The 21,132-nt window shown below is 70.3% G+C and carries 18 protein-coding genes and 1 pseudogene; 8 read left to right on the top strand and 11 right to left on the bottom strand.

Annotation, left to right across the window (positions count from 1 at the left end; genetic code table 11):
- Positions 1 to 27 precede the first annotated feature (27 nt).
- The 6 genes from EEJ42_RS08620 to EEJ42_RS08590 all read right to left on the bottom strand — a co-directional run bounded on the left by EEJ42_RS08620 (position 28) and on the right by EEJ42_RS08590 (position 11,097).
- A complete protein-coding gene (locus EEJ42_RS08620) occupies positions 28 to 2,064 on the bottom strand; it encodes an MBL fold metallo-hydrolase (protein WP_148081894.1) in 2,037 nt (678 codons plus the stop codon).
- 5 nt (positions 2,065 to 2,069) lie between these two features.
- Positions 2,070 to 8,576 carry a hypothetical protein gene (locus tag EEJ42_RS08615; RefSeq protein ID WP_148081893.1) on the bottom strand — a complete coding sequence of 2,169 codons (6,507 nt, stop codon included), beginning with the start codon at positions 8,574 to 8,576 and terminating at the stop codon, positions 2,070 to 2,072.
- Positions 8,577 to 8,797: 221 nt separating this feature from the next.
- Positions 8,798 to 9,001 (bottom strand): hypothetical protein, encoded by a 204-nt coding sequence (locus EEJ42_RS08605; RefSeq protein ID WP_246096240.1) that lies wholly within the window; start codon positions 8,999 to 9,001, stop codon positions 8,798 to 8,800.
- 48 nt (positions 9,002 to 9,049) lie between these two features.
- A complete protein-coding gene (locus EEJ42_RS08600; RefSeq protein ID WP_123099377.1) occupies positions 9,050 to 10,354 on the bottom strand; it encodes a family 43 glycosylhydrolase in 1,305 nt (434 codons plus the stop codon).
- Positions 10,355 to 10,456: 102 nt separating this feature from the next.
- Complete coding sequence (locus EEJ42_RS08595; RefSeq protein WP_123099376.1) at positions 10,457 to 10,690, bottom strand: heavy-metal-associated domain-containing protein; 234 nt, start codon at positions 10,688 to 10,690, stop codon at positions 10,457 to 10,459.
- A complete protein-coding gene (locus EEJ42_RS08590) occupies positions 10,687 to 11,097 on the bottom strand; it encodes a nuclear transport factor 2 family protein (RefSeq protein ID WP_123099375.1) in 411 nt (136 codons plus the stop codon). The genes EEJ42_RS08595 and EEJ42_RS08590 overlap by 4 nt, the downstream gene beginning before the upstream one ends.
- A gap of 80 nt (positions 11,098 to 11,177) precedes the next feature.
- On the opposite strand from EEJ42_RS08590, the gene EEJ42_RS08585 reads away from it, so the two are divergent.
- Positions 11,178 to 11,750, top strand: a complete 573-nt coding sequence (locus EEJ42_RS08585; protein WP_123099374.1) for a TetR/AcrR family transcriptional regulator — start codon at positions 11,178 to 11,180, stop codon at positions 11,748 to 11,750.
- A gap of 48 nt (positions 11,751 to 11,798) precedes the next feature.
- Positions 11,799 to 12,146: an AQJ64_40280 family protein gene (locus tag EEJ42_RS08580; protein ID WP_123099373.1), complete on the top strand. Its 348-nt coding sequence runs from the start codon at positions 11,799 to 11,801 to the stop codon at positions 12,144 to 12,146.
- A 79-nt stretch (positions 12,147 to 12,225) separates the two neighbouring features.
- Here EEJ42_RS08580 and EEJ42_RS08575 read toward each other — a convergent pair whose 3' ends face one another.
- Positions 12,226 to 13,020, bottom strand: coding sequence for a DUF1963 domain-containing protein (locus EEJ42_RS08575; RefSeq protein ID WP_246096238.1), 795 nt, complete (start codon positions 13,018 to 13,020; stop codon positions 12,226 to 12,228).
- Positions 13,021 to 13,331: 311 nt separating this feature from the next.
- Between EEJ42_RS08575 and EEJ42_RS08570 the strand changes: the two genes are divergently transcribed.
- Entirely contained in the window at positions 13,332 to 14,567 is a 1,236-nt protein-coding gene (locus tag EEJ42_RS08570) for an MFS transporter (protein ID WP_123099407.1), read from the top strand.
- Positions 14,568 to 14,854: 287 nt separating this feature from the next.
- Here EEJ42_RS08570 and EEJ42_RS08560 read toward each other — a convergent pair whose 3' ends face one another.
- Positions 14,855 to 15,628 carry an alpha/beta fold hydrolase gene (locus EEJ42_RS08560; protein ID WP_123099372.1) on the bottom strand — a complete coding sequence of 258 codons (774 nt, stop codon included), beginning with the start codon at positions 15,626 to 15,628 and terminating at the stop codon, positions 14,855 to 14,857.
- A complete protein-coding gene (locus tag EEJ42_RS08555; RefSeq protein WP_123099371.1) occupies positions 15,628 to 16,002 on the bottom strand; it encodes a DUF1330 domain-containing protein in 375 nt (124 codons plus the stop codon). Before EEJ42_RS08555 ends, EEJ42_RS08560 begins: the two co-directional genes overlap by 1 nt.
- Before the next feature lie 80 nt (positions 16,003 to 16,082).
- Between EEJ42_RS08555 and EEJ42_RS08550 the strand changes: the two genes are divergently transcribed.
- Positions 16,083 to 16,685 carry a TetR/AcrR family transcriptional regulator gene (locus EEJ42_RS08550; RefSeq protein WP_123099370.1) on the top strand — a complete coding sequence of 201 codons (603 nt, stop codon included), beginning with the start codon at positions 16,083 to 16,085 and terminating at the stop codon, positions 16,683 to 16,685.
- A 55-nt stretch (positions 16,686 to 16,740) separates the two neighbouring features.
- Positions 16,741 to 17,869, top strand: a pseudogene (locus EEJ42_RS08545) (aminotransferase class I/II-fold pyridoxal phosphate-dependent enzyme); the annotation flags it as partial.
- 99 nt (positions 17,870 to 17,968) lie between these two features.
- Here the strand turns inward: EEJ42_RS08545 and EEJ42_RS08540 are convergent.
- Complete coding sequence (locus EEJ42_RS08540; protein WP_148081892.1) at positions 17,969 to 18,412, bottom strand: hypothetical protein; 444 nt, start codon at positions 18,410 to 18,412, stop codon at positions 17,969 to 17,971.
- 102 nt (positions 18,413 to 18,514) lie between these two features.
- Between EEJ42_RS08540 and EEJ42_RS08535 the strand changes: the two genes are divergently transcribed.
- Positions 18,515 to 19,507 carry a Rieske 2Fe-2S domain-containing protein gene (locus tag EEJ42_RS08535; RefSeq protein WP_221179342.1) on the top strand — a complete coding sequence of 331 codons (993 nt, stop codon included), beginning with the start codon at positions 18,515 to 18,517 and terminating at the stop codon, positions 19,505 to 19,507.
- On the opposite strand, the gene EEJ42_RS08530 is transcribed toward EEJ42_RS08535, so the two are convergent.
- Positions 19,489 to 19,935 (bottom strand): ATP-binding protein, encoded by a 447-nt coding sequence (locus EEJ42_RS08530; RefSeq protein WP_123099368.1) that lies wholly within the window; start codon positions 19,933 to 19,935, stop codon positions 19,489 to 19,491. The genes EEJ42_RS08535 and EEJ42_RS08530 overlap by 19 nt on opposite strands.
- Positions 19,936 to 20,098: 163 nt before the next feature.
- On the opposite strand from EEJ42_RS08530, the gene EEJ42_RS08525 reads away from it, so the two are divergent.
- Both EEJ42_RS08525 and EEJ42_RS08520 read left to right on the top strand, forming a co-directional pair.
- Positions 20,099 to 20,950 carry a helix-turn-helix domain-containing protein gene (locus EEJ42_RS08525; protein WP_123099367.1) on the top strand — a complete coding sequence of 284 codons (852 nt, stop codon included), beginning with the start codon at positions 20,099 to 20,101 and terminating at the stop codon, positions 20,948 to 20,950.
- The gene (locus EEJ42_RS08520) at positions 20,947 to 21,132 is read left to right on the top strand and encodes a DUF397 domain-containing protein (protein WP_123099366.1); all 186 of its coding nucleotides are present in this window, start codon (positions 20,947 to 20,949) and stop codon (positions 21,130 to 21,132) included. The genes EEJ42_RS08525 and EEJ42_RS08520 overlap by 4 nt, the downstream gene beginning before the upstream one ends.

Raw genomic sequence — 21,132 nt, 5'->3', positions numbered from 1 at the left:
CGCAGGTACGGCAGACGCATCAGGCGATCAGCTGCGCGCAGGACTCCAGGCCGCGGTATCCACCGGGCTGTCTCCGCGTTCCCGCAGCAGTCGGCGAAATCGCCGCTGGGCTTCCTCTCGCCCGTGAACCAGCATGATCTCCTGGGGCTGTACCTCATCGATGACCCGGAGGAGTCCGCGCCGGTCGGCGTGGGCGCCGAGCTGGAACTGACGCACCGCGGCTCGCACCTCGACCGGGCCGTCCGGGAGATCCAGGGTGCCGCTGCCGTCGGCCAGTTCGAGCAGGCGGCGTCCTGGGGCGTCCTCGTCCTGGTAGCCGCAGATGAAGAGGGCGTTGGCCGGATCCGGCAGAATGTCCCGCGCCCAGATGACGGCAGGACCGCCGCGCAGCGTGCCGGCGGTCGAGACGACCACTCCCTGACGGAAGGTGAGCTGCTCGGCCCGGCGGTCTTTCACTCGTCGGACCCGGTCGGACAGCACTGCCCGTTCCGCCGCGGTCGTCTCGGCGTGGCGGCCGTAGGTCTCGGCGACATTCCCGGCCAGCCCGTCGATGAGGACCGGAAGGTCCGGCAGCCGCGAACTGAGGGTCAGTGCGATCTCCTGGGCCCGCCCGAGGGCCGTGGCCGGGATGAGTACCCGTCCACCGTTCTCGCAGACCTCCCGGACCGAGCGCACCAGATCCTCGACCATCGCCTCGCGTGACATGTGGAGGGCGTCGCAGCACGTCGACTCCATGACCAGCAGGTTGGTCTCCTCGGTGGTGACCGGAAGACTCAGCGGTTCGGCTCCCAACTGGCGTTCGACCGACACGTCACCGCTGACCACGATGCGTCGTCCGGCACCGCGGACCACCACCCCGGCGGAGCCGAGGATGTGCCCGGCGGGGAAGAGCTCGATGTCCAGGTCGCCGATCGGGACGCGGAACCCGAAAGGCAGATCTTCGATGGCACGGCTCGCGGCATTGACCTCCGCCCGCCCATACGGCGCATCGGCGCTTCGCTCTCCCCACCTCCGGCGTTCATCGGCCCGACGGCGCATCAGCTGGGCGGTGTCCTGCCACATGAGGGGGAGGAGTTCGGCCGTCGCCGACGAACACAGCACGCGTGCTCCCGGCCAGCGCCGGACGACCGCGGGTACCCAGCCGCCGTGGTCGTTGTGGGCGTGGGTGACGACGACGGCGGTGACCGGTGGCCCGGAAGCCAGTTCCGTGTCGAGCAGGCGGGGCGCCACATGGTCGGTACGGTCGTCGTTCCGGATGCCCGCGTCGACGAGTACGCGCGTGTCGCCGAGTTCCACCAGGAGGCACGAACCGCCGATCTCGGTTCCTCCCCCGAGGGGCACCACCCGTGGGCCGGTAACGACGGAGGTTTCCACCGGACCTGCCGGGACCGCCCTGGGCAGATCGGGGACAAGCAGTGCGTCGAGGGTCTTGAGCAGGCCTTCCCGGTCACCCCCGGCGCTCTCGATCAGTTCCAGCAGCGGGCGCACCGAGGGATGGGCCCGCAGGATGTCGGTCCCGGGCGCAGCCGATTCCCTCGGGTCGGAGGAGCGGGCAGCGGCCGCGGATCGCAGGGCACGGTGCACCGTGCGCAGGGCACGCACGGGGTCGTTCGCGCGGGCGGACAGGATGTCACGCTCCATCGCGACGGTGGCGGCGGTCTCCTCCGCCTCCCGGGACCTCTCGCCGCTCTCTTCCAGCCGCGTGCGCAGCGCGTTGACCTCGTCCTGGGCCCGTTCGGCCCGGCCGCGGTACAGCCGTGCTCGTTCCTTGGCTTCGGCCAGTTGTCCCTTGAGACGCTGGACCTGCCGCTCCTCGGTGTTCGGTCGACGTGCCCCGGGCACGGCAGAAGACGAGGAGGGGACGGCACGATCGCCGTCCAACGCTCCGACGGTCCGCCGCAAGGCTGACGAGCCGTCCCAGAGGCGGCGGAGCATCCCCTCCTGCTCGGCGGCGTACCGTTCCGGCGAGGTGGCAGCCGCGACGCCCGCCATGGCCGGGCGAGACAGCACGATCTCGGCGGCCCGCAGCAACTGCGCAGGGGTGGGAGTCGTGGACGGTTCCATGGCGGTCACTGCGGCTGCGCCGTACTGGAGCAGGCCTGTTCCAGTCTGGTCAGCAGGGGCTCGGTCATCAGCAGACCGGAAGCGTCCTCCACGAGCGCGCCGAGGAGGCGAAGTACTTCGACCACGTCGCGCAGGGAACCGTAGCCGTCACTCCGCAGGACGTCGGGGTCCAGGTCCGGGTCCTCGGACATCGGGAGCAACTCGCAGAAGAGCTCGGGGTCCTGCCCCTCCTTCTCTCCCAGCGCGACCAGCTGGCGCCAGGCGGCGCTCAGCGAGCGGTTGGCGCGGAGTCCGCAGCGCGCGAGCATCGCTTCCGGGGCCTGCGCCAGCGCGGCTTCCATGCGGGCATAGGCGTCGTCGCGGTCCTTGGCCTCGCGGGAGACGTAGGACTCGATGACCTGGTGGACCAGGTAGGGCCACGCTCCGGTGCGTCGTAGGAGATCGGCCTGGATCCGGGGCTCCTGGAACGGCAGCTCCGCGTCCCACATCCACAGCCGGATGCCGGCCGGGTCGAAGCGGTGCACCGAGACGATCTCCGTGTGGTCCCCCGGTTCACCGGCCCACAGGAAGCTCTGCTGCGGGCCGGTCACCAGGACCACGGCCCGGGTGTCGTCCTCCCGCGTCCCCGCGGGTACGCCGACACGCTCCCTGGCGAGCGACACCATCTCCCGGGCCTGCTCGGGAGCCGCGTCGAGGAGGTTGACCACCATGACCCGGTGGCCCACCCCGGCCGGTTTGAGCAGCGCCTTGGACAGTTCCGCCGTGGAGCAGTCGACCCGCTGCACCTGCCGGACCGCGGCGCCGTCCTTGTGGGCCTCTTCCAGGGCTCGAGGCACCCGGCTGACCTGGACGGCTTCGGAACCGGTGACGATGAAGCAGCCGTTGGCGGGCCGGAAGAGCCGACCGATCTGCCCGGTCGTCAGCGGCGACCGCTCCGACGGACGGCCGCCGTACGGCGCCCGGTAGGACGTGCCCTCGAAGCGGCGCGGAAGCTGTAGGTGCTCCGACGCCTGATCGAGTTCCTCCTCGATCTGCTCCCGGGTGCCCAGCAGTCTGAGCAGATTGGGGGTGCGCAGCCGGAACCGATTGCCGTCGGTGCCGAGCACACCGAGTTCGACGCACTCACCGAGCAGACCGGCGAACTCCTCTCCGCTGCACTCGCTGAAACCCTCCGGCCATCTGCCGCGACACGTCTCCATCAGCTCTCGGCCGGTCGCGGATGCCGCAGCGCCGTCGTTGAGCGCCATGCGAGCGATGCAGTAGGCGATGACCCGGTAGCGGTTGTCCAGGTTGAGCGTCCACAGGAACCGCTCGCGGAAGTCCGCCATGAGCTTGCGGTCCTCCCAGACCGCGTCTATGTCGGCCCGGGTGATGACGGACGGCGGCGCGTCCGGTGCGACGGTGGCCGAACGCATCCGCTCCAGCAAGGCGGTGGCGAACAGCTGGACGAGCGCCGGGGCGTTGTTGGCCAGGGCGAGGACACGGGCCGGAACGGAGCTGTCCGGGAAGGTGTATCCGAGAGCCCCCAGCGGCCGGGTGAGCAGCCGATAGGCGTCGCGAGGCTTCAGGGGGCCGATGGACAGCGGCGCTCCGAAGTGCGCGAGCGGCTGATTGGGCAGCTTCTCGAAACGCACCGTGCTGTGCAGACCGGCGAACACCACCTTCGCGCGGCGCCCTGTGTCCTCCATGATCTTGCGGATGATGTGCACATTGGCGAAGGACCGCTCTTCCGCGTCGAAGCGTAGGAAGTCGTCCGCCTCGTCCAGCAGGATGAGCAGCTGACGGGAGTCACCCGCGTCCACCCAGGCGAGGATGCCCCGATGCACGGCCTCACCGACATCCTTCATCGGTGGCTGGCCGCTCAGTACTCCGGCGTCGGCCAGCTTGGGCCACAGCACGTTCCACAGGTGATCGGAGGAGCCCGGCTGCTTGCCGACGGAGTAGATGCTCTCCAGGATGACCAGCCGGTTCGGGGCGGTGGCCCGGACCCGGCGCCGTGCCGCACGCAGCAGCGCCGACTTGCCCAGCTGCCGTCCGCCGTAGACGAAGCAGGATCCGTGCCGGTCGAGCACCTCGTCGAGTTCCTTGTCCCGGCCGAAGAACATTTCCTCCGGCACGTCCCCGGCCGCCTTCGGGGTGTACGGGTCGGCAGACGTGAACGGCGCGAGGATCCCGGTGAGCAGACCGATGTCCGGCACCTGGCGCAGCAGGAGGTGGAGCAGCGCGGCGATGTCCAGGACCGCGACGACGCTGCGTCGGCGGCGGGCGGTCTGGGCCAACTCCCGCCACTGCTGCGGCTGGAGAACTCCGAGGTACAGCACGATGACCGTTTCCTCGGCGGGGCAGTACCTGGTGTAGTCGAGCAGTTGGCTGGGTTCGGAGGCGTTCCACACCAGCAGCACGCGCAGCGTCCGGCCGGTGGGGCTCACGAGGCTGCCGAACTGCGGCAGCACCGGCTCGCCCTGGAGCCGCAGATCGGACAGCCGGATCCACAGTCGGCCGGCGCCGTTCTCCGCGTCCTGGATGGGCCGCACGGTGCCGGACTCGACGCCCAGGGCGTTGAACACCTGCCGGATGTTGTCGAGATGGGTGATGTCGGCGCGGGTGCCGAAGCGATGTCCCTGCGTGAGGTTCCTCAGCTGGCCGAGGGCCTTGCGGGTAATGGCCAGCCGGTCCGTGCTGAGACGGCCCCGGTCCCCCAGCACCGCCATGACACCGGCGAGTTGATCGGGGACCTTGCTGTGGGCGGACTCCAGGGTCTTGCGCACCTGGATGATGAGGTCGGTCACTCCGGCGGCCTGGGAACCGGCGGGACCCAGATACCGGCTGACCGCGTCCGGCACGGCCGGAAAGAAGCTCTCGATGCCGATGGGGTCGTCATCGTCGGGAGGCAGTTCCTTCCCGGCTTCCGCCTGGGCGAGGAACTCGTCGGCCGTGGTCAGGTCGTCGGCCGCGATGCGCGCGCTGATGCGGTCCGCGACCTCGGCGACGTGAGGGTTGGCCGTCGCCTTGTCGAGTCGTTCGCGGAGATCTCGGCGCGCCCGCTCGCAGTGGGTCTCGAGATCGGCGGCGAGCGCTGCGGCCTCCTCGGGGATCCGGTTGAAGTCGTAGCGATCGGGGTCGTCCAGGTCGCGGTAGCGCGCCGTCAGCACCGACCAATCGTTGGACTGGAGCAGGCCGTTGCGCAACCCCGAGTCGATGCGGTCGGACAGCGCGCGGAGTTGCCCGCGCAACTTCTCGCGCCGGGTCTTGATGTGGTGCTCGCGGCGGGCCCGCAGTTCCTGGGCCAGACGGGGATCGTCGACCCGTACGACACGGATGATCTCTCCGGTGCCCACGTGGTCGCCGTACTGCGCGCGCGCTTCGAAGGCCATGGCGTAGTCGGGGCGTGTCTGCGCGAGCTCGGCGAGCGCGGGCAGGAACGTGGCGTCGACGGGAACCAGCGGCTGCAACGACCGCCGGCCGACCGGGAGGTTGCTCAGCAGGAGAAGGTCACCGCGGAGCACGACATCGACGACGTCGCTGGCGACCGGTTGTGGCTGACCATCCAACAGATTGAACGCACTCTGGAGGACGAGCTGCGCGGCCTCGGCGGCGGCCGCCTCCAGGGGATCACCACCGACCGAACCGGTCCGCAGAAGATCCTCCCGCACCGGCTCGCGGAACCGTTGGACGTTGCCGCGCAGCTCGTTGATCCGCCGGACCAGCCACGCGTTGCTGTCCTGGTAGCCCTCCTTCAGGTGCAGGCGTCCGGTCAGGTCGGCCCAGGTGGCCGCCACCGTGACGGCTTCGCCGATCAGGGAGCGGAGTTTTTCCCGGGCGCCGTAGTCCACCCGCTTGCGTCCCTTGGCGACGTGCCGGGTGGCCTGGTCGATCTCCCGTTCCACCGCATCGGTGGAACGCAGCCGGGCGACTTCTTGACGGACCTCGGCCAGCTCGGCGGGGTCGTCCCGCGCGACGCGGGCGCAGAGGGTACCGACGACTCCACCGGCGCCGACGAGGTGGTGCCAGACTTCGGTGGCGAGCTGGTAGCGGATCTTGCGCTGTGGCCCGGAGTGGAAGATCTCCTCCGCCTGCTGCGCCGCCGTCCGCCGCTGCTCCTCGGCCTCGGCCTCATCCCGGACGGTCCCGAGTATCTCGGGCACGATGAAGGTGCCCTGCTGCACGGCCTCGGCCAGCACCTCGGAGAGCGCGATGACAGACCGGCTTCCCCGTGCCGCGTACGGGGACAGGTCGCGGATCAAAGCGGTGATCTGGGCATTCGGCGCGATGAGACCCACCCGGATGGCGACCGCCCAGGTCAGGATGGCCCCGGCCCGGTCGTCGGCGAAGTGGTCCGTGGTCAGCCCGTCCAGCAGCACCTGGCAGCGGTGGGCAATGTCACCGGTCGCGCTGTTGAGGTGGCTTGCGAGGGCCGCGGCCTCCCGGACCTGCACCGCGGCGCTTGTGTCACCCGATGCCCGGCGGATCCAGGCGGCCAATGCGAAGCGCCCGGCGCGGAGAGCGGCGGCTTCCGGACCGGCCGCATCGCTGCCGTCCTGTGCCTTGGCAACGACCGGATCCGCAGGGGTGGGGCGCCCGGCGTTCGCCCGGTCCGAGGCACCGGTGGTCTCTTCGGACGAATCGGAGGTCCGGGGCGCCACCCCGCCCTCGGCGGTCCGGGATTCAGGCGTGCTGACGCCGCTCCGCTCGGCAGGGGGCTTCTGCGCATCGTCGTGCGCGCTGGGCTCGTCGGCGAGCGTCACGGTGTCCGGCGAGCCGCTCGGTGCCGGGTCCTGATGCGGTGCCTTCGGCTGTCCGTTTCCGGACCGGGCTTCGCCCGATTCCTCGTCGGGTGCTGTTTGTGCGGCAGGGTCTTCGCCCGCCGGTGGGACGTCATCTACAGAGGCAGTGTCCGCCTGCGCCGGTGTCGTCGTCGGGTCGGCGAGCAGGATTGCGGCGATGTCCTGGTCGAGCAGGTCGATGTCGTCGGGGGCCGCTTCCGTTTCCCCGCTCTCGATGTCGCCGACGTCGTGGACGTCGGCCTCCGGCGCGTTGGGGTCCTGATCGGCGGATCCGGGAGTGTCTGCGAGGTCGGCCGACGAGGCGCTCGGCGCGTGGGCCGGCCGGATATCGTCCGGACCGGAGGGGCCCGCGGAATCGGACTCGACCGGCTGCGCGGAGCGGACGGCCGGGAGGTTCAGCTGGCGCATGGCCGCGACTGCCAGGAGCGGTATCCAGGTCCCCGGCAGACGTTCGGACAGCAACGGCATCAGCCGCTGGGTCTCGGCTTGGCCGCCGTCATCGTCCGCCGCGGACTGGCGGATGAAGTTGGACAGGGCTACGAGGTCGGCCGCGTCCGGCTGTTCCGTAGAGGCGGTCTCCTCGACCAGCTCGCGGGCCCGCTGGCGCACGTGCTCCAGCTTGGACTCGCACCAGGAGGGACCGGTGAGACCGGTCAGCGCGATGAGCTCGGCCCGTGTCTCACTGAGCCGTTCGGCGCTTTCCCATGTGTCATGAAAGGCGGCCAGGTTCCACTCCTCCGGCGGGAGGTCCGTGCGCAACTCGCTCGCAGCGGTGCGGAAGAGCCGGGCGGCCTCGTCGACCATCGCCAAGTCGGTCGGCAGTGGGTATCGGTTCTCGTGCAGAGCGGTCGCGGCCCGCTCCGCAGCGAGGGCCGCGGGACCGACTAACGCGGCCAGGCGTTCGAGAAGACGGCCGGTGGTCTCCGGGGCCTGAGGCTCGGACGCCGGGGAATCCGCTGGCGTCGGTTCGCCGAGTTCGTCACCCATAGGGTCAGTGCCCGTTTGGCCATTGCGCGGGGAGTGGTTTCCCAGAGGTACGACGAGGGAGTCCAACGCACTCCACCCGATCGGCTCCGCCGGCAGCTCGGGAAAAGACACGATCATTTCCTTCCACGCCGCGTTCAGCGCGTCGGCGACGGAAGCCGGAAACGCGGCGTGGTCTCCGCAGAGCAGCCCCAGGGCCAAGGCGCCGTAGGGGCAGTTCGGTTGTCCGGCCGCCATGGCCAGATCCCGCCAGATACACGATTTCGCGAATTCCCGCACGCTGCGCATCGTCTGTGGCCCCCTCTCCGCGCCGCGGAGCAGCGCAAGAGCCGCGTCTCCTCCTGCCAGAAGAGCGGCGACGGCAGGCAGGGACGAAAGAGCGGGATCGCTGAGCAGCAACCTCAGGGCCCGGATGCCCGGATAGCTCGCCGCCGCCAACCCGGCAGGGGGCGTACCGGACGGACTGGCCGAGGACTGCGGGAAGGCTTCGACGGGGTGGCAATGGGCCACATCGGTGGGGACGCTCGCCACGACCGTCGCGGAGTTCTGCATCTCCGACACGGCTTCGAGATGGCGGGCTTGTTCGGGGGTAATCCGGCGGGCGAGCTCATCGCCGACTTTCCTCAGGTCGTGGCGGCGCAGCAGGTCGCGCGGCACGGGGAAGTCCGCGAGGCCGGCGTCTTCAGCCCCGCTGGGCTTGCGGTGGGCGCGCTCCCGGCGCCAGGGATTCCTTGCATGCGTCATTGGCCCCCCAGCCACACCCGCCGTCGATGACCGGACGGCGATTCTGACGCCAGTTATATACCGGAAGCGGTCCCTTCCAGGACCACAATTGCGAAGAAGGTCTCCTGGTGCTTTGGTAGGGCAGTGGTCGGCCTCCGGGAGGGAGCCTCGCGGTCCCGCTGTGAATCGCGCTGGTTCACCGTCGTTGGCGAGACGCGCCCAGCTGGGAACCGCAGCATGATCTATCGCCGCGGCTTCGGGACTTCTCCGCGTCGCGTCGAAGACCGAGAAGGCGCGGGCATGCGCTGCTCCCAGAGCAGATAGAAGAACGCCTCGAACTTCGCCTCCATCCCGCCGATCGGCCCTATCACCGGAGACGGCAGCCGCTGGAACGCGATGTTCCAGAACCAGGTGGCGCACCAGGAGCCCAGCACCGCCGCCGACATGAGCCCGAAGACCGTGTACCGACTCAGTGACCGCCGTCGTGCGGGGCGTCACCGGCGCTGCACGTACAGGCGATTGCCCTTCGGGCCGGTCCATTCCAGTCGTACGACACCCGGCACGGCCGCGTCGGCTACGCGTGAGGGGGCGGACCAGTAGCCGGCGGCCGGGTTGCGGAAGAAGGTGGCCCACAGGTCGCCGCGGTGGTCGGTGAAGACGTTGTTGTGGCCCGCGCCGACGCCCGCGGTCCAGCGCGGGGAGTACGGTCCCTCGAAGCGGTCCGAGACGGCGACGATCGCGTCGTACTGGTACTGCGTACGGCCGGGGCCGGGCGGGTCGTAGGCGTTGCGGGTGGTGCCGTCGGCGTTGACCGAGGTGCGGTTCCACGCGGCGTGGAGGAGGTAGTACGTGCCCCGGTGCTTGAACACGTACGCGCCTTCGAGATACGGCTCGGGGGAGTACGGCGTCTGCCGGAACCGCGGGAGGTTCGTCGTCGGGACGATGTCCTCCATGTCGTCCCGGAACTTCGCGTACAGGTCGTTGTGCAGCACCAGCCACGCGTCGTCGCCCTCGGCGTAGAGGCTGCCGTCGATGTGGTGGTAGGCGCCGGGCTCGATGAAGTCCGGCCCGCCGGGGGCCAGGTCGCCGAAGGGCTTGTCGAGATTGCCCTCGACCAGCCGGTACGGCCCCTCGACCCCACCCTCGCTCACCAGCAGGAACGAGCCCACCTTCCGGGAGTGGTCGCCCATGCACGCGACGATGTACCACCTGCCGCGGACGTGGTGCACCTCCGGCGCCCAGGCATTGCCGCGCTTGCCGAACCGGTCGTCGTGCCAGTACTCCTGCCACGGAGCGACGACCGTGCGGCCGGGCCGGTTCTCGCCGACGAACTCCGGCGACCACACCTTCCCCCGCTCGGCCCCGGGCCGGATGCCGGTCGTGTCGACCAGCCTCCACGGCCCCCGCAGCGACCGGGCCACCCACACGAAGATGCCGTCGTTCCACGGCCCGGCCGCATCGAGCCCGGCCGCGCGCGTGGTGCCGGTGGCGACGTACAGCGGACGGCCGTCGACCACGAAGCAGTTGACGTAGGTGTCCCGCATCCACACCCGGCCCCGCCCCTTGTCGCGGGGGCGCAACTCGAGCGGGAGGACGAAGGAGTTGTCCTCCCGCGGCCACAGATCCAGGCGGGCGTCCGCGAGCCCGTACGGCTCGGGGTCGGGCCAGTTCGCCGGATTCCGCCGTGGGGGCGCTGCGTGCGCGGTGGTCCCGGGCAGCGCCGCCGCGCCCAAGGAGCCCGCGACACCGGCCAGGAGGAACCGCCGGTCGAGGTGTAATCCGTGCTCGGAGCTGGCCATCAGCGGGTCCTTCCCGGTCGTGCAGGACACTGGAGCCCTGCCTGGGAGGCCACGTTAGAGATCCGTTCCGACGGTGAACAGATGACCGTTCCGCGGCGCTGCTCAGGGGGTGGCGAGTTCGTAGCCTGCTTTCTCCACCGCGGCGCGCACTGTCGCCGCGGCGAGGTTGCCGTGGCTGGTCACCGTCAAGGAGCCGCTTGCGATGTCGACGGTCACCGAGGTGACCCCGTCGAGGAGTTCGACCTCCTCGGTGACCGTGGCGGCGCAGTTGTGGCAGGCCATGCCGATGACCTCGTAGGTGGAGGTGGAGGTGGAGGTGGAGGTGGGCTCGCTCATGGCTGTTCCTTCGGCTTCGGGGCGGGGCGGGTGATGCCGTGGGCGTGGGTCATCCGGCCGTCCGGGGTGAAGGTGTAGAACGCCACGACGTCCGTGGCGATCCGCTTCTTGCGCGTGGCGGCGTGGATCGTGAGGCGGGCCGCGATGCGGTTGCCGTCCGCGATGGCCTCGTGGACCTCGAATCGGGAGTCGTCGTTCTCTGCCAGGTTCTTGCGGACGGGGTGGATGTGGGAGAGGAGCTTGGCCCAGTCGAGTCGAATGCCGTCGTTGATCATGACGATGTCGGGTGTGTAGAAGCGGGACATCGCCGGGGCCGGGTCGTGGTCGCCCCGTACGACCTGCTCGTGGAAGGTGGTGAAGAAGTCGGCGATGAACTGCTCGGGAGTGCCTTGGGCCAGTGGCTTCATGGTGCGTGCTCCCTTCCGGACGTTAACTCTTACAGACTGTAAGATATGGAGAGCCCGGAAACTTTGACAAGGTGTAAGAGATGAGTTCTTCGACGCGGCGGCGCGCCGACGCCCAACGCAGCCGCACCGCCGTCCTCGACGCGGCCATCCAGCTTCTCGGGGAGGACCCCGACGCGGGCATGGCCGCCATCGCGGGTGCGGCCGGGGTCACTCGGCAGACCGTGTACGCCCACTTCTCCTCGCGGGACGCGTTGCTTTCGGCGGTCGCCGACCGCATGACGGAGAAGGTGGCGGAGGAGATGGACGCGGCGGGGGCCGATGAGGGGCCGGTGGCGGAGGCGCTGTTGCGGTTGCTGGATGCTGCGTGGCGCGTGTCCGAGGCGTATCCGGTGCTGATCCGGCTCGGCGGCCGTCCGGCGGCGCCCGAGGAGGAGCGGGTCCGCCATGAGCCGATCGCCGACCGTATCGCGCGGGTGCTGCAACGCGGCCGGGACGGCGGGGACTTCGACCCGGAGCCCGCGCTCTCCTGGCAGGTGGCGGCCGTGATCGCGCTGAGCCATGCCACGGGGGAGGAGGTCCGCGCCGGTCGCGTGTCCGCCGCCGACGCCATGGCCGCTCTCCAGTCGGGAGTCCTGCGGCTCCTTGCGCCGTAGGGCGAGAATGGTCGTCCGACGGAGCGCCGGAACCGGGGAGGGGCGGGCATGGACGCGGTGGTGGAGTGGGTGGACGCGCGCGAGAGGTTGCCGCGGAGCGGGATGCCCGTGGCGGCGGCGACGTCGGGACGCTATCCGCCGGAGCCGGGGCAGACGGTGGGGGAGGACTTCTGGCTGGTGTTGCCCATGTACTTCACCGCCCGTCACATCGCCGAGGACGGGACCGAGCACCGCGATTGCTTTGTCGATTCCGACCGTGTCGTCCGCCTGCCCTACGGCCGCCCCTGCGCCGAACCCGTCACCCACTGGGCGGAGTTGCCCGCCCTGCCGGGGATGGTCGTGCACCAGGTGATGGGGGAGGACGCGCGGACCGCCGTCAGGGACGCCATGGGGTGAGGCGGCCCGGGTCAGGGGTTCCAGAAGACATCGGTGAACACGCGGTCGAAGCGCCGCGCGGCCAGGTCTTCGCGCTGGATCACCCAGTGGACGGTGGCGCCTTCCCGCCGTAGACGCCGCAGTACCAGTCGGCGAGGAGCACCCAGTCCTCGACGTCACCCGAAGCCGGTCCCTCCCATAGACCCGCTTCCACCGCCTTCACGGCCCTGTACACGGCAGTGGCGACCGGGTCGGTGTAGACGGCCTCCTCATCGGCGTATCCACCGATCTGGAGCTCCCTCCCGGTGGGGTGGTCATCGGCCTGCATGCGCTCCCATATTTCGGCCAGTTCCTCGGAGCGGGGATGCCCGGCGAGCGGTACGCACCCCGGGCCTTCGGAGGACGAGACCGCCCCGTGGTACGGCAGTGACACATCGGTCGTCGCCCGCAGCGGGCCCTGAGGGAAATCCTCGACCATCTGGCGATGGTCGTCGAAGTCGTCCTCGTTCCAGGCATGCCTGTCCCGCTCCTCCACGGCCGTACCGGCGGGGACGTACACCACGCTGCCCGTGGGCGCGTCGTCGTCGTCGCGCTCGGGGAGGGCGAACAGCAGCAGGTGGCCGTCGGGAGGCAGGGGGAGGTCCGTCGCGTCGGCGGGCAGGGCCGCGAGGTCGATGGAGGCGACGAAGAGGGCGAAGGGATCCGGGGTGTCGGCGGGAAGCAGGAGAGGACCGCCGAGTCGGCCCACGACCGGCCCGTCCCCGTCCGCGTCCCCCATCAGCGTCGCACAGGGGCGGGCGGCGGTCATCCACCGCTCCACGTCGTCGGCGGGGATGCCCTGCGCGATCGCCCTCTCACGGAAGGGACGTAACCGGTCCCGCATCTCAGGAGTCATGGGCGCACCGTAGAGGAGGGGACTGACACAGCGGCTTCGAAGCCGTGGCGATCGCAGGGCGGGCAGGACGACGGCTACGCGTCGAGGGTGACGAGCCCGGCGGCGCGGGCGTTCTCGCCCCGCCGTATGCGGTGTGCGTGGTGCCCTGCCTGATGCGTATGCGGAAGGTGACGTAGGCGCGTGAACACGCCGCGCACGTGCTGGGCTTGTCGAAGATGTTCCGTTGACCGAGGGACGGCCGAGGCACGACACTGTCGCCTTGGTCGGGACCAACGGCATGAGTGGGACGGTGTGCGGTGGCTGGCTCGGACATGGCCCGTGACCTGCAAGTCAAGGAGACCTCGACTGATCCGCCGCTGTGGACAGCGGACTTCCTGCTGTTCCTCACCGCCCGCACCATCTCTCTGCTGGGTGACGCGATGCTCCCCGTCGCGATCACGGCCGCCGTGATCCGGGCGGGGTACGGAACGAGTGGGGTGGGCTATGCGCTGGCCGCGCTCGTAGCGCCGTTCGCCGCACTGATCATCTTTGGTGGGGTGCTGTCCGACCGCTTCGGTGCCCGGCGGCTGATGGTCGTCTCGGACACCGTCCGGCTGTGCTTTCAGGCGGTGCTCGCGCTGCTGTTCCTGTTAGGTACGCCCCAGCTGTGGCAGATCCTGGTGCTGCTGGCCCTGGTCGGTGCGGGTAGTGCAATCTTCCAGCCGGGAGTCGCCAGCATCACCCCGCGCGTAGCCCGGGACGTGCAGAAGGCGAACGGCACCCTCCGCATCTCGGAGTCCGTCACCGCCGTGATCGGCCCGTCGCTGGCCGGCCTGCTGCTGGTGGTTTCCTCACCGGCAACGGTGGTCGCCCTCGACGCCTTGACCTATGGGGTCAGCGGCGTCTGCCTGCTCCTGCTCCGCTCGGTCCCGATGGGCCCGGCCGGGCGAAGCGGCGGATCGTCCTTCCGGGCTGATCTCGTCGAGGGCTGGAGGGAGTTCCGGGCCAGGACCTGGCTGTGGAGCGTCATCGTCGTCTTCATGCTCTGGCAGCTGGCCGGCGCCGGCCCCACCATGACCCTCGGCAACAGCACGCTCGTCACCGACTACGGAGCATCGACGTTCGGCCTGGTCATGTCGTCCCTCGGGGCGGGAAGTGTGCTGGGCGGAATCGTCGCGATCAGGCTCCGCCCGCGGTATCCGCTCCGGGCCGGAGCCCTCTCCATGATCCTTTGGTCGCTCATGCCGTTGGGGGTCGCTCTCGGCCTTCCCGCGCCGCTCATCGCCGGGTGCTACGGGGTGAGCGGCGTAGGCATGGCGTTCTGGATCGTCATGTTCCACACGAGCGTGCAAACGCACATCCCGCAGGACGTCCTCGGCAGGGTGCACGCGTACGACGCGGCCGGCTCGCTGGTGATGAAGCCGGTCGGGCAGGCGGTGGCGGGACCACTCGCGGTCGTCGCGGGGACGGTGCCGCTGCTGTGCGTGTCCGCGTCCATGGCGTTCGTCGCCTGCGCCCTGCTGCTGGCAATCCCGGCTGTGCGCGGCCTGAAGCGCGTAGAGCGCTAGCTCGGCCGGCCACGGAAGGACGCCGTCACGGGAGTCGTGGACCGGGCCGAGGGGAAGGGGCCCGCATCCCTAGGGTGACCTCGCCGTGTTTCGGCCCGGGGTGAGAATGGCCGTCTGACGGAGCGCCTGAGTTGGGGAGGGGTGGGCAAATGCGTCCGCCTGCCCTACGGCCGCCCTGCGCCGAACCCGTCACCCACTGGGCGGAGTTGCCCGCGCTGCCGGGCATAGATGTGCACCAGGTGTTGGGGGAGGGCGCGCGGGACGCCGTCAGGGATGCCCTGGGGTGACTACGCGTGGTCCAGCGAGGCCCAGAAGCGGGCGAGGACGCGGGCGCCGCGGGCGGGGTCGTGGGTCATCCACCAGTGGCCGAGCCCGTCGAGGGTCTCGACCCCGGCGCCGGCACGGCGAGCGGCGCGGTGCCGCTGCTCGACGGTGCCGACCGCGTGGTCCTCGGTGGCGAGCAGGGCGAGTCCCGGCCGTTGCGACGCGCGTTCCAGGTTCCTGCCCAGCTCGGCCATCACCGGTTGCGCGGCGGAGGTGTAGAGCGCGACCACGGCTCGGCCCATCGCCTCGTCCTGGCCGCGGGCCACCTGCTCGGCCACCGCCTCGTGCATCCCCCGGTCGACGAGTGTCGCGACCCGTTCGCCGAGGGGCGCGCCGAACCGCGCCGTCACATCGGCCTCTCCGGCTCCCGGCGTCTGCCACCGCTGGGCCAACTCGTGCCAGACGTAGTCGGGTTCGTAGACCCCGATGGTGTCGCTGACCCAGCTGCGTACGAGGTCCGGGCGGCTCATCACCGCGTTCAGGACGTGGCCGCCGCCCCAGTCGTGTCCCACCAGGTCGACGGGTTCGGCGAAGCGGGTCAGCTCGCCGATCAGCCAGTCGCGGTAGTCGGTGACGGTCGCGCCGAACCCGGCCGGTAGCGGTGCGCCGAACCCGGGCGGGGACAGGCACACCAGATGCGGGCGCGTGCGCTTCAGTTCGGGGAGCAGTCGGTCCCAGACCGCCGCCGTCTCGGGGTTGCCATGTACGAAGACAACGGGGCCGAAGACAACGGGCATCAGTGGAGTCCTCCCAGCGGTACGGTCGGTTGCAAGACCGATTCCACCAGTGCCTCGCTTCGGAGGTGGGAGACCGCCTGGTAGTCGGGGTCACGGATCATGTCGGCGAACGCCTGCCGGTTCGGGTAGCGGACCAGTAGCACCATGTCCCAAGCCTGCCCGTCCTCGGCGACCAGCGCCCGCCCGCCGTCTCCCAGGTACTCCACCTGTACGCCGTACCGGGCGTTGATCGCCGGGCCGAGCGCCTCGGCGTAGCGCCCGTAGCTCTCGCGGCCGCCGTCCGGGCGGAACCGCAGCAGGTTGAGCATCACCACGGAACCACCCGGATCCTCGGCCAGCAGGGTGTCCAGGGCGCGGTCGTCAATCTCGATCATCAGGAAACCTCCAGTCGGTCAACGCCGTGATCCTTACGCACTTGTTGGTCGGCTGACAAGTTTGTTGTACGTTTCTGACCATGACGACCACCCGCCGCACCCAGCAGCAGCGCCGTGACCAGGCCGAATCCGCGTTGCTCAACGCCGCCGCCGAACTGGTCGTCGAACAGGGCGTGCGCGCGCTGACCCTGGCGCGCGTCAGCGAGCGAGCCGGGTACAGCCGCGGGCTCGTCACCCACCACTTCGGGTCCAAGCAGGCGCTCATCGAACGCCTGGCACACGCCACCCAGGCCGGGTTCGTCCCCGGGCTCGACCGTCTGCCGCCCGGCCTGGACCGCCTCCTGCGGCTGATCGACGGATATCTGGGAGCCCTCGGCCGGGTGGGCGTGTGGAACCGGGTGTTCCTGCTGCTCTGGGCCGAGGCCGCCACGGCGCCGGAACTGGCCCCGATCTTCCGTGAGCGGGACGAGGCGTTCCGCGCCGATCTGCGCGAGGACGTGGCCGCCGGTCTCGCCGACGGCACCATCCGCCCCGAGGTCGTACCCGACGAGGCCGCGATCGCCATCGTCGGGCAACTCCGCGGAATCGGGCTGCAACGGCTTCTCGATCCCGAGGCCGTCGACACCGAACGGCTGCGGCACTCGGTCACCGAGCAGTGGCGCCGGGCGCTCGCCCGCGCCTGATGCCGCCCGCCCGGACGTGCCGTTTTCCTGCCGGGCGGCGGGGCACTCGTCGCGCATGGATCACACCGAGGCTCCCGTCCTGGAGGCCCTGGCCCGGTATCACGAGCGGGGGTTCCTCCCGTTCACCCCGCCCGGGCACAAGCAGGGCCGGGGCGTCGATCCGGAGGCGCGCAAGGTCCTGGGCGACGAGGTGTTCCGCGCCGACGTCCTCGCCTTCGGCGGGCTCGACGACCGGCTCCAGTCGGGCGGGGTGCTGCGGCGCGCCGAGGAGCTGATGGCCGACGCGGTGCGCGCCGAGCACACCTTCTTCTCCACCTGCGGCAGCTCGCTTTCGGTCAAGGCCGAGATGCTCTCGGTCGCCGGTCCGCATGAAACGCTGCTGGTGGGCCGGGACGCACACAAGTCCGTGATCTCCGGCTTGATCATCTCCGGGGTCCGCCCCGTCTGGGTGGAGCCCCGATGGGACGCCGCCCGCCACATCGCCCATCCGCCGTCGGCCGACGACTTCGCCCGGGCGTTCGCGGACCACCCGGAGGCCAAGGGCGCCCTGGTGACCAGCCCGACCCCGTACGGCGCCTGCGCGGATCTGGCGAGGATCGCCGAGGTCTGCCACCTGCTCCGGCGCCCGCTGATCGTCGACGAGGCGTGGGGAGCGCATCTGCCGTTCTGCTCCGCGCGGGCATGGACACATGGCGACGCCACATGGCACTGCACGGCGAGGAGCTGATGGGCGCGGCGCTGCGCCGGGCGCATACGGTCCGTACGGACATCGAAGCCATCGACGGACTGCACGTGGACGGCCACGACGATTACGTGGGCCCCGGGCTCGCCGCCGACATCGATCCGCTCCCCGTTGTCATCGACCTCACCGGACTCGCGGTCAGCGGCTACCGGGCCGCCGACTGGCTCCGGGAACACCACGGCGTCAATGCCCACCTGGCCGACCACCGGCGGATCGCGCCCAGCTGACCCACGCGGACGACGCCTCGACCACCGGTGGGCTGCTGGCGGCGCTACGCGACCGCGCGGACGAGTTGCGGCCCGCGCCCGAGGTGGCCGTGCCGAGCCCGGGCGAGCTGCGGATGGACCAGTCCCATCTGCCACGGGACGCCTACTTCGGCTCCGTGGAGGACGTCCCCCTGGACGGCGCGGTGGGCCGGGTGGCGGCCGAGATGGTCACCCCCGAGGGGACGCGCGCCGACTGACGCCCCGGCTCCGACCGCGCGCCCGGCACGGCGGCCTGTTGCCTGAGCTCTGCCGCGATGTCATCCCAGCCCCGGTCCTCAGTCGATCGATCCCCAGGCCCGGTACGGCCGCCGTGGCGGCTCGGGGGTGTTCCGGGCCGCGGCAGGTCCGTGCCGCCTGCGGGAGCGGTGTTGCAGATAACCGACCAGGCCCGCTACGCACCCTGCGGCGCACGGCAAGAAGAGCAGGCCCGCCAGTGCCAACATGCCAATGCCGTTCGCCTTCTTCCCGTCCTGGAGTGCGCCGATGCCGGAGACGGTGAAGATCACGATGAGTACGAGCGGAGGCAGGGCCCATGGCCACGGATTGGGCTCAGGGGTCTCCCGGAGAGCCGCGTACCAGTAGCGGGCGCACCACCAAGCGACCGCGAAGGCCGAAAGCGCGACTGCGGCGAAGCCGCTCATGGGCAGAGGACGGTCGGTGGTGTTCGCGGCCACGATGGAAAACGTCACCCCCATCAGAGCCATGAAGGGCGTCAGCATCCCTCCCATGATGAGGCGGTGACGGCGGGAGCCGCTGAGTGCGTTGGACCGAATGAACATGATCAAACATCCTAAGGACTCTCCAGTGCCTAGCATCGGTGCATGCCATTACGCCGCAGCCATGACAAGCTCGCCGACCTGCCGCGCGACCCGCGCGCCGACGCGTACCCCATGCCGCCCGTTCCCCACGGCTGGTACGCCGTCCTCCGCAGCGGCGAGCTGCGTCCGGGGAAGGTCGTCAGCCTGCACTACTTCGGGCGCGCCCTCATCGCCTTCCGCGGAGCGGACGGGCGGGCGGCGGTGCGCGACGCCCACTGCCCGCATTACGGCGCGCATCTGGGCGCCGGGGGAAAGGTCGTCGACGGCACCGTGGAGTGCCCGTTCCACGGGTGGCGGTTCGGGGCGGACGGGCGGTGTACGCACGCCCCCTTCGCGGTCCGCACCCCCAAGGTGTCCCTCGGGGGGTTCCCGGTACGCGAACACAGCGGGCTCGTCTTCGTCTACTACGGCCCCACCGCGCCCCCGTGGGAGGTGCCGGACATCCCGGAGACGGCCGACCGGGACTTCGCGACACCGATCGACGACGTGTGCCGGGCCCGCATCCACATCCAGGAGATGCGCGAGAACATCGTGGACGAGTCCCACTTCCACTTCATCCACGGCCAGAGCGAGCCGCCTGTGCAGGACCTGCGGCCGGACGGCCCCTTCGCCGAGGTCCGCGGCCGGATCCACCGGCGCGTTCTCGGCCGCGACATCAACAACACCTTCGATGTGTTCATGTACGGGCCCGGCGTGATGGTGGTACGCGTCCTCGGCCCCGTTCTGTCGCTCACCGCCGTCGCCCTCACCACTCCCGTGGACGACCGTACGAGCGAGATGCGGATGCTGTATTACGTCCGCAAGCCCGCTCGACTGCCTTTCCTGGCACCGGTGTTGAAGCTGGTCTTCCGTGCGGAAGCCCTGAGGGAGGTGCGGGAGGAGGTCCGGATCTGGGACCACAAGGTGCACCAGCCACGCCCCGTCCTGCTCCCGCACGAGAAGGGCATCAGGGCGCTGCGCCGCTGGTACGCCCAGTTCTATCCGGCCGACGTCTGACGGGAGTCCAGTTCCGCCCACACCGTTTTGCCCACGGGGTGGCGCGGCTCCGTACCCCAGCGGTCGGCGAGCGCGGCCACCAGCAGCAGGCCGCGCCCCGACTCGCTGTCGGGCCCGGGGGCGGGCCCGAGGACCGGTAGCTTCTCGCCGCGCGTGTCGGCGACCTCGATGCAGAGGGTGCCGCGGGCTTCGTCGAACGAGAGGGCGAGCCGGAAGTCCCGGCCCTGTACGCGTCCGTGGATCGCCGCGTTCGCGGCCAGCTCGGCGACGATCCGCTCGGCGCGTTCGGTGACGGCGGGTGACACCGGCCAGGAGCGGAGCTGTCCCACGGCGAGCAACCGGGCGAGGCGCGCCCCGCGCCGCGTGGAGGACAAGCGTTGGGCAAAGGTGCGGGTGGTGGCGGGCAATTGGGGTGTGCTTGCGTTCATGGGGCCAAAGGTGGCGGGTGCGTGAGTGGCTTCGCCAGCGGCGCGCGGCGTACGCAACGTCAGCGTACGGGCACGTTCGGTGGACAGTACGGTGTGCCGTCCGTCACCCTGAGTGAGTCGAGCGCGGGGGCCCTCGAACGTACGCACCTGGAGGTGGCCGCGTATGACGATTGAACATGCTTGTGGGGCTGGAGACGGGGACCGGGAGCCCGATCCTTCGGACAGTCTGCGGACGTTCGGAGCGGTCGTCCAGGCCCTGCGTGAACACGCGGGTCTGAGCCGGGCCCAGTTCGGGGAGCTGGTCCGGTTCTCGAAGCACACCGTGGAGTCGGTGGAGCTGGGGCGGCGGATGCCGGAGGAGTCGTTCGTAGAGCGGGCGGAGGAGGTCTTTGGTAACACGGGCGCACTGCGGAGGGCTGCCAGGTTCCTGTCGCGGGGCGAGCCAGGGCTTGCGGCATGGTTCCAGCGGTGGGCGCGGCGGGAGCGGAAGGCGGTGAGCCTGTACACGTATGAGTGCCGGTTGGTGCCGGGATTGTTGCAGCCCGAGGGATACATGCGGGCGGTGTTCGACAACAGCATCCCGCTGCTGACGGACGAGCAGTTGGAGGCACAGCTCATCGCTCGGCTGGAGCGACAGACGTTGTTGTACGAGCGGCCGAATGTGCCGTTCAGTTTCATCGTGGAAGAGTCCGTGTTTCGGAAGAAGCTCGGCGGCCCGGAGGTGACGCGGGGCCTGTTCGACTACGTTTTGGAGCACAGCGCGCCGCGCAATGTGAGCCTCCAGATCATGCCGCTGGACGCCGAGTTCCATGCCTGTCTGGACGGTCCTGTGCAGTTGCTGGAAACTCCGGACGGGCGGCGGCTCGCATATTCCGAAGGACAGCAGAACGGGCGGCTGATCGCTGACAGGAAAGAGGTCTCTCTCCTCCAACAGCGTTATGACACACTGCGCTCGCAGGCCCTCAACCCCCAAGACTCGCGGGGCCTGCTGGAGCGGATGCGAGGAGAGCTATGAGCAGGTCGGAACTCGCCTGGTTCAAGTCCAGTTACAGCGGCACCCAGGGCGACAGCTGCGTGGAGGTGGCTGTGACCGAGGAGGCCGTGCACGTGCGGGACTCCAAGGACAAGACTCGCCCCCACTTCGCCGTCACCCCCGACGGCTGGGTGCGGTTCGTGCGGTTCGCGGCGGGCGGCTGA

Origin of the sequence: Streptomyces botrytidirepellens (assembly GCF_003721215.1) — a bacterium.
GTDB classification, from domain to species: domain Bacteria; phylum Actinomycetota; class Actinomycetes; order Streptomycetales; family Streptomycetaceae; genus Streptomyces; species Streptomyces himastatinicus.
The sequence above is the reverse complement of the archived record's forward strand: the minus strand, read 5'-3'. Positions and strand labels throughout refer to the sequence as shown.

Bases quoted from the DNA above. Each gene is read 5' to 3' on its own strand.
- EEJ42_RS08615 (WP_148081893.1), bottom strand. From the start codon at position 8,576: ATGACGCATGCAAGGAATCCCTGGCGCCGGGAGCGCGCCCACCGCAAG.
- EEJ42_RS08550 (WP_123099370.1), top strand. From the start codon at position 16,083: ATGACGACCACCCGCCGCACCCAGCAGCAGCGCCGTGACCAGGCCGAA.
- EEJ42_RS08600 (WP_123099377.1), bottom strand. From the start codon at position 10,354: ATGGCCAGCTCCGAGCACGGATTACACCTCGACCGGCGGTTCCTCCTG.
- EEJ42_RS08555 (WP_123099371.1), bottom strand. From the start codon at position 16,002: ATGATCGAGATTGACGACCGCGCCCTGGACACCCTGCTGGCCGAGGAT.
- EEJ42_RS08590 (WP_123099375.1), bottom strand. From the start codon at position 11,097: ATGAAGCCACTGGCCCAAGGCACTCCCGAGCAGTTCATCGCCGACTTC.
- EEJ42_RS08605 (WP_246096240.1), bottom strand. From the start codon at position 9,001: ATGTCGGCGGCGGTGCTGGGCTCCTGGTGCGCCACCTGGTTCTGGAAC.
- EEJ42_RS08530 (WP_123099368.1), bottom strand. From the start codon at position 19,935: ATGAACGCAAGCACACCCCAATTGCCCGCCACCACCCGCACCTTTGCC.
- EEJ42_RS08560 (WP_123099372.1), bottom strand. From the start codon at position 15,628: ATGCCCGTTGTCTTCGGCCCCGTTGTCTTCGTACATGGCAACCCCGAG.
- EEJ42_RS08535 (WP_221179342.1), top strand. From the start codon at position 18,515: ATGCCATTACGCCGCAGCCATGACAAGCTCGCCGACCTGCCGCGCGAC.
- EEJ42_RS08585 (WP_123099374.1), top strand. From the start codon at position 11,178: ATGAGTTCTTCGACGCGGCGGCGCGCCGACGCCCAACGCAGCCGCACC.
- EEJ42_RS08575 (WP_246096238.1), bottom strand. From the start codon at position 13,020: ATGACTCCTGAGATGCGGGACCGGTTACGTCCCTTCCGTGAGAGGGCG.
- EEJ42_RS08580 (WP_123099373.1), top strand. From the start codon at position 11,799: ATGGACGCGGTGGTGGAGTGGGTGGACGCGCGCGAGAGGTTGCCGCGG.
- EEJ42_RS08595 (WP_123099376.1), bottom strand. From the start codon at position 10,690: ATGAGCGAGCCCACCTCCACCTCCACCTCCACCTCCACCTACGAGGTC.
- EEJ42_RS08525 (WP_123099367.1), top strand. From the start codon at position 20,099: ATGACGATTGAACATGCTTGTGGGGCTGGAGACGGGGACCGGGAGCCC.
- EEJ42_RS08520 (WP_123099366.1), top strand. From the start codon at position 20,947: ATGAGCAGGTCGGAACTCGCCTGGTTCAAGTCCAGTTACAGCGGCACC.
- EEJ42_RS08620 (WP_148081894.1), bottom strand. From the start codon at position 2,064: ATGGAACCGTCCACGACTCCCACCCCTGCGCAGTTGCTGCGGGCCGCC.
- EEJ42_RS08540 (WP_148081892.1), bottom strand. From the start codon at position 18,412: ATGCTGACGCCCTTCATGGCTCTGATGGGGGTGACGTTTTCCATCGTG.
- EEJ42_RS08570 (WP_123099407.1), top strand. From the start codon at position 13,332: ATGGCCCGTGACCTGCAAGTCAAGGAGACCTCGACTGATCCGCCGCTG.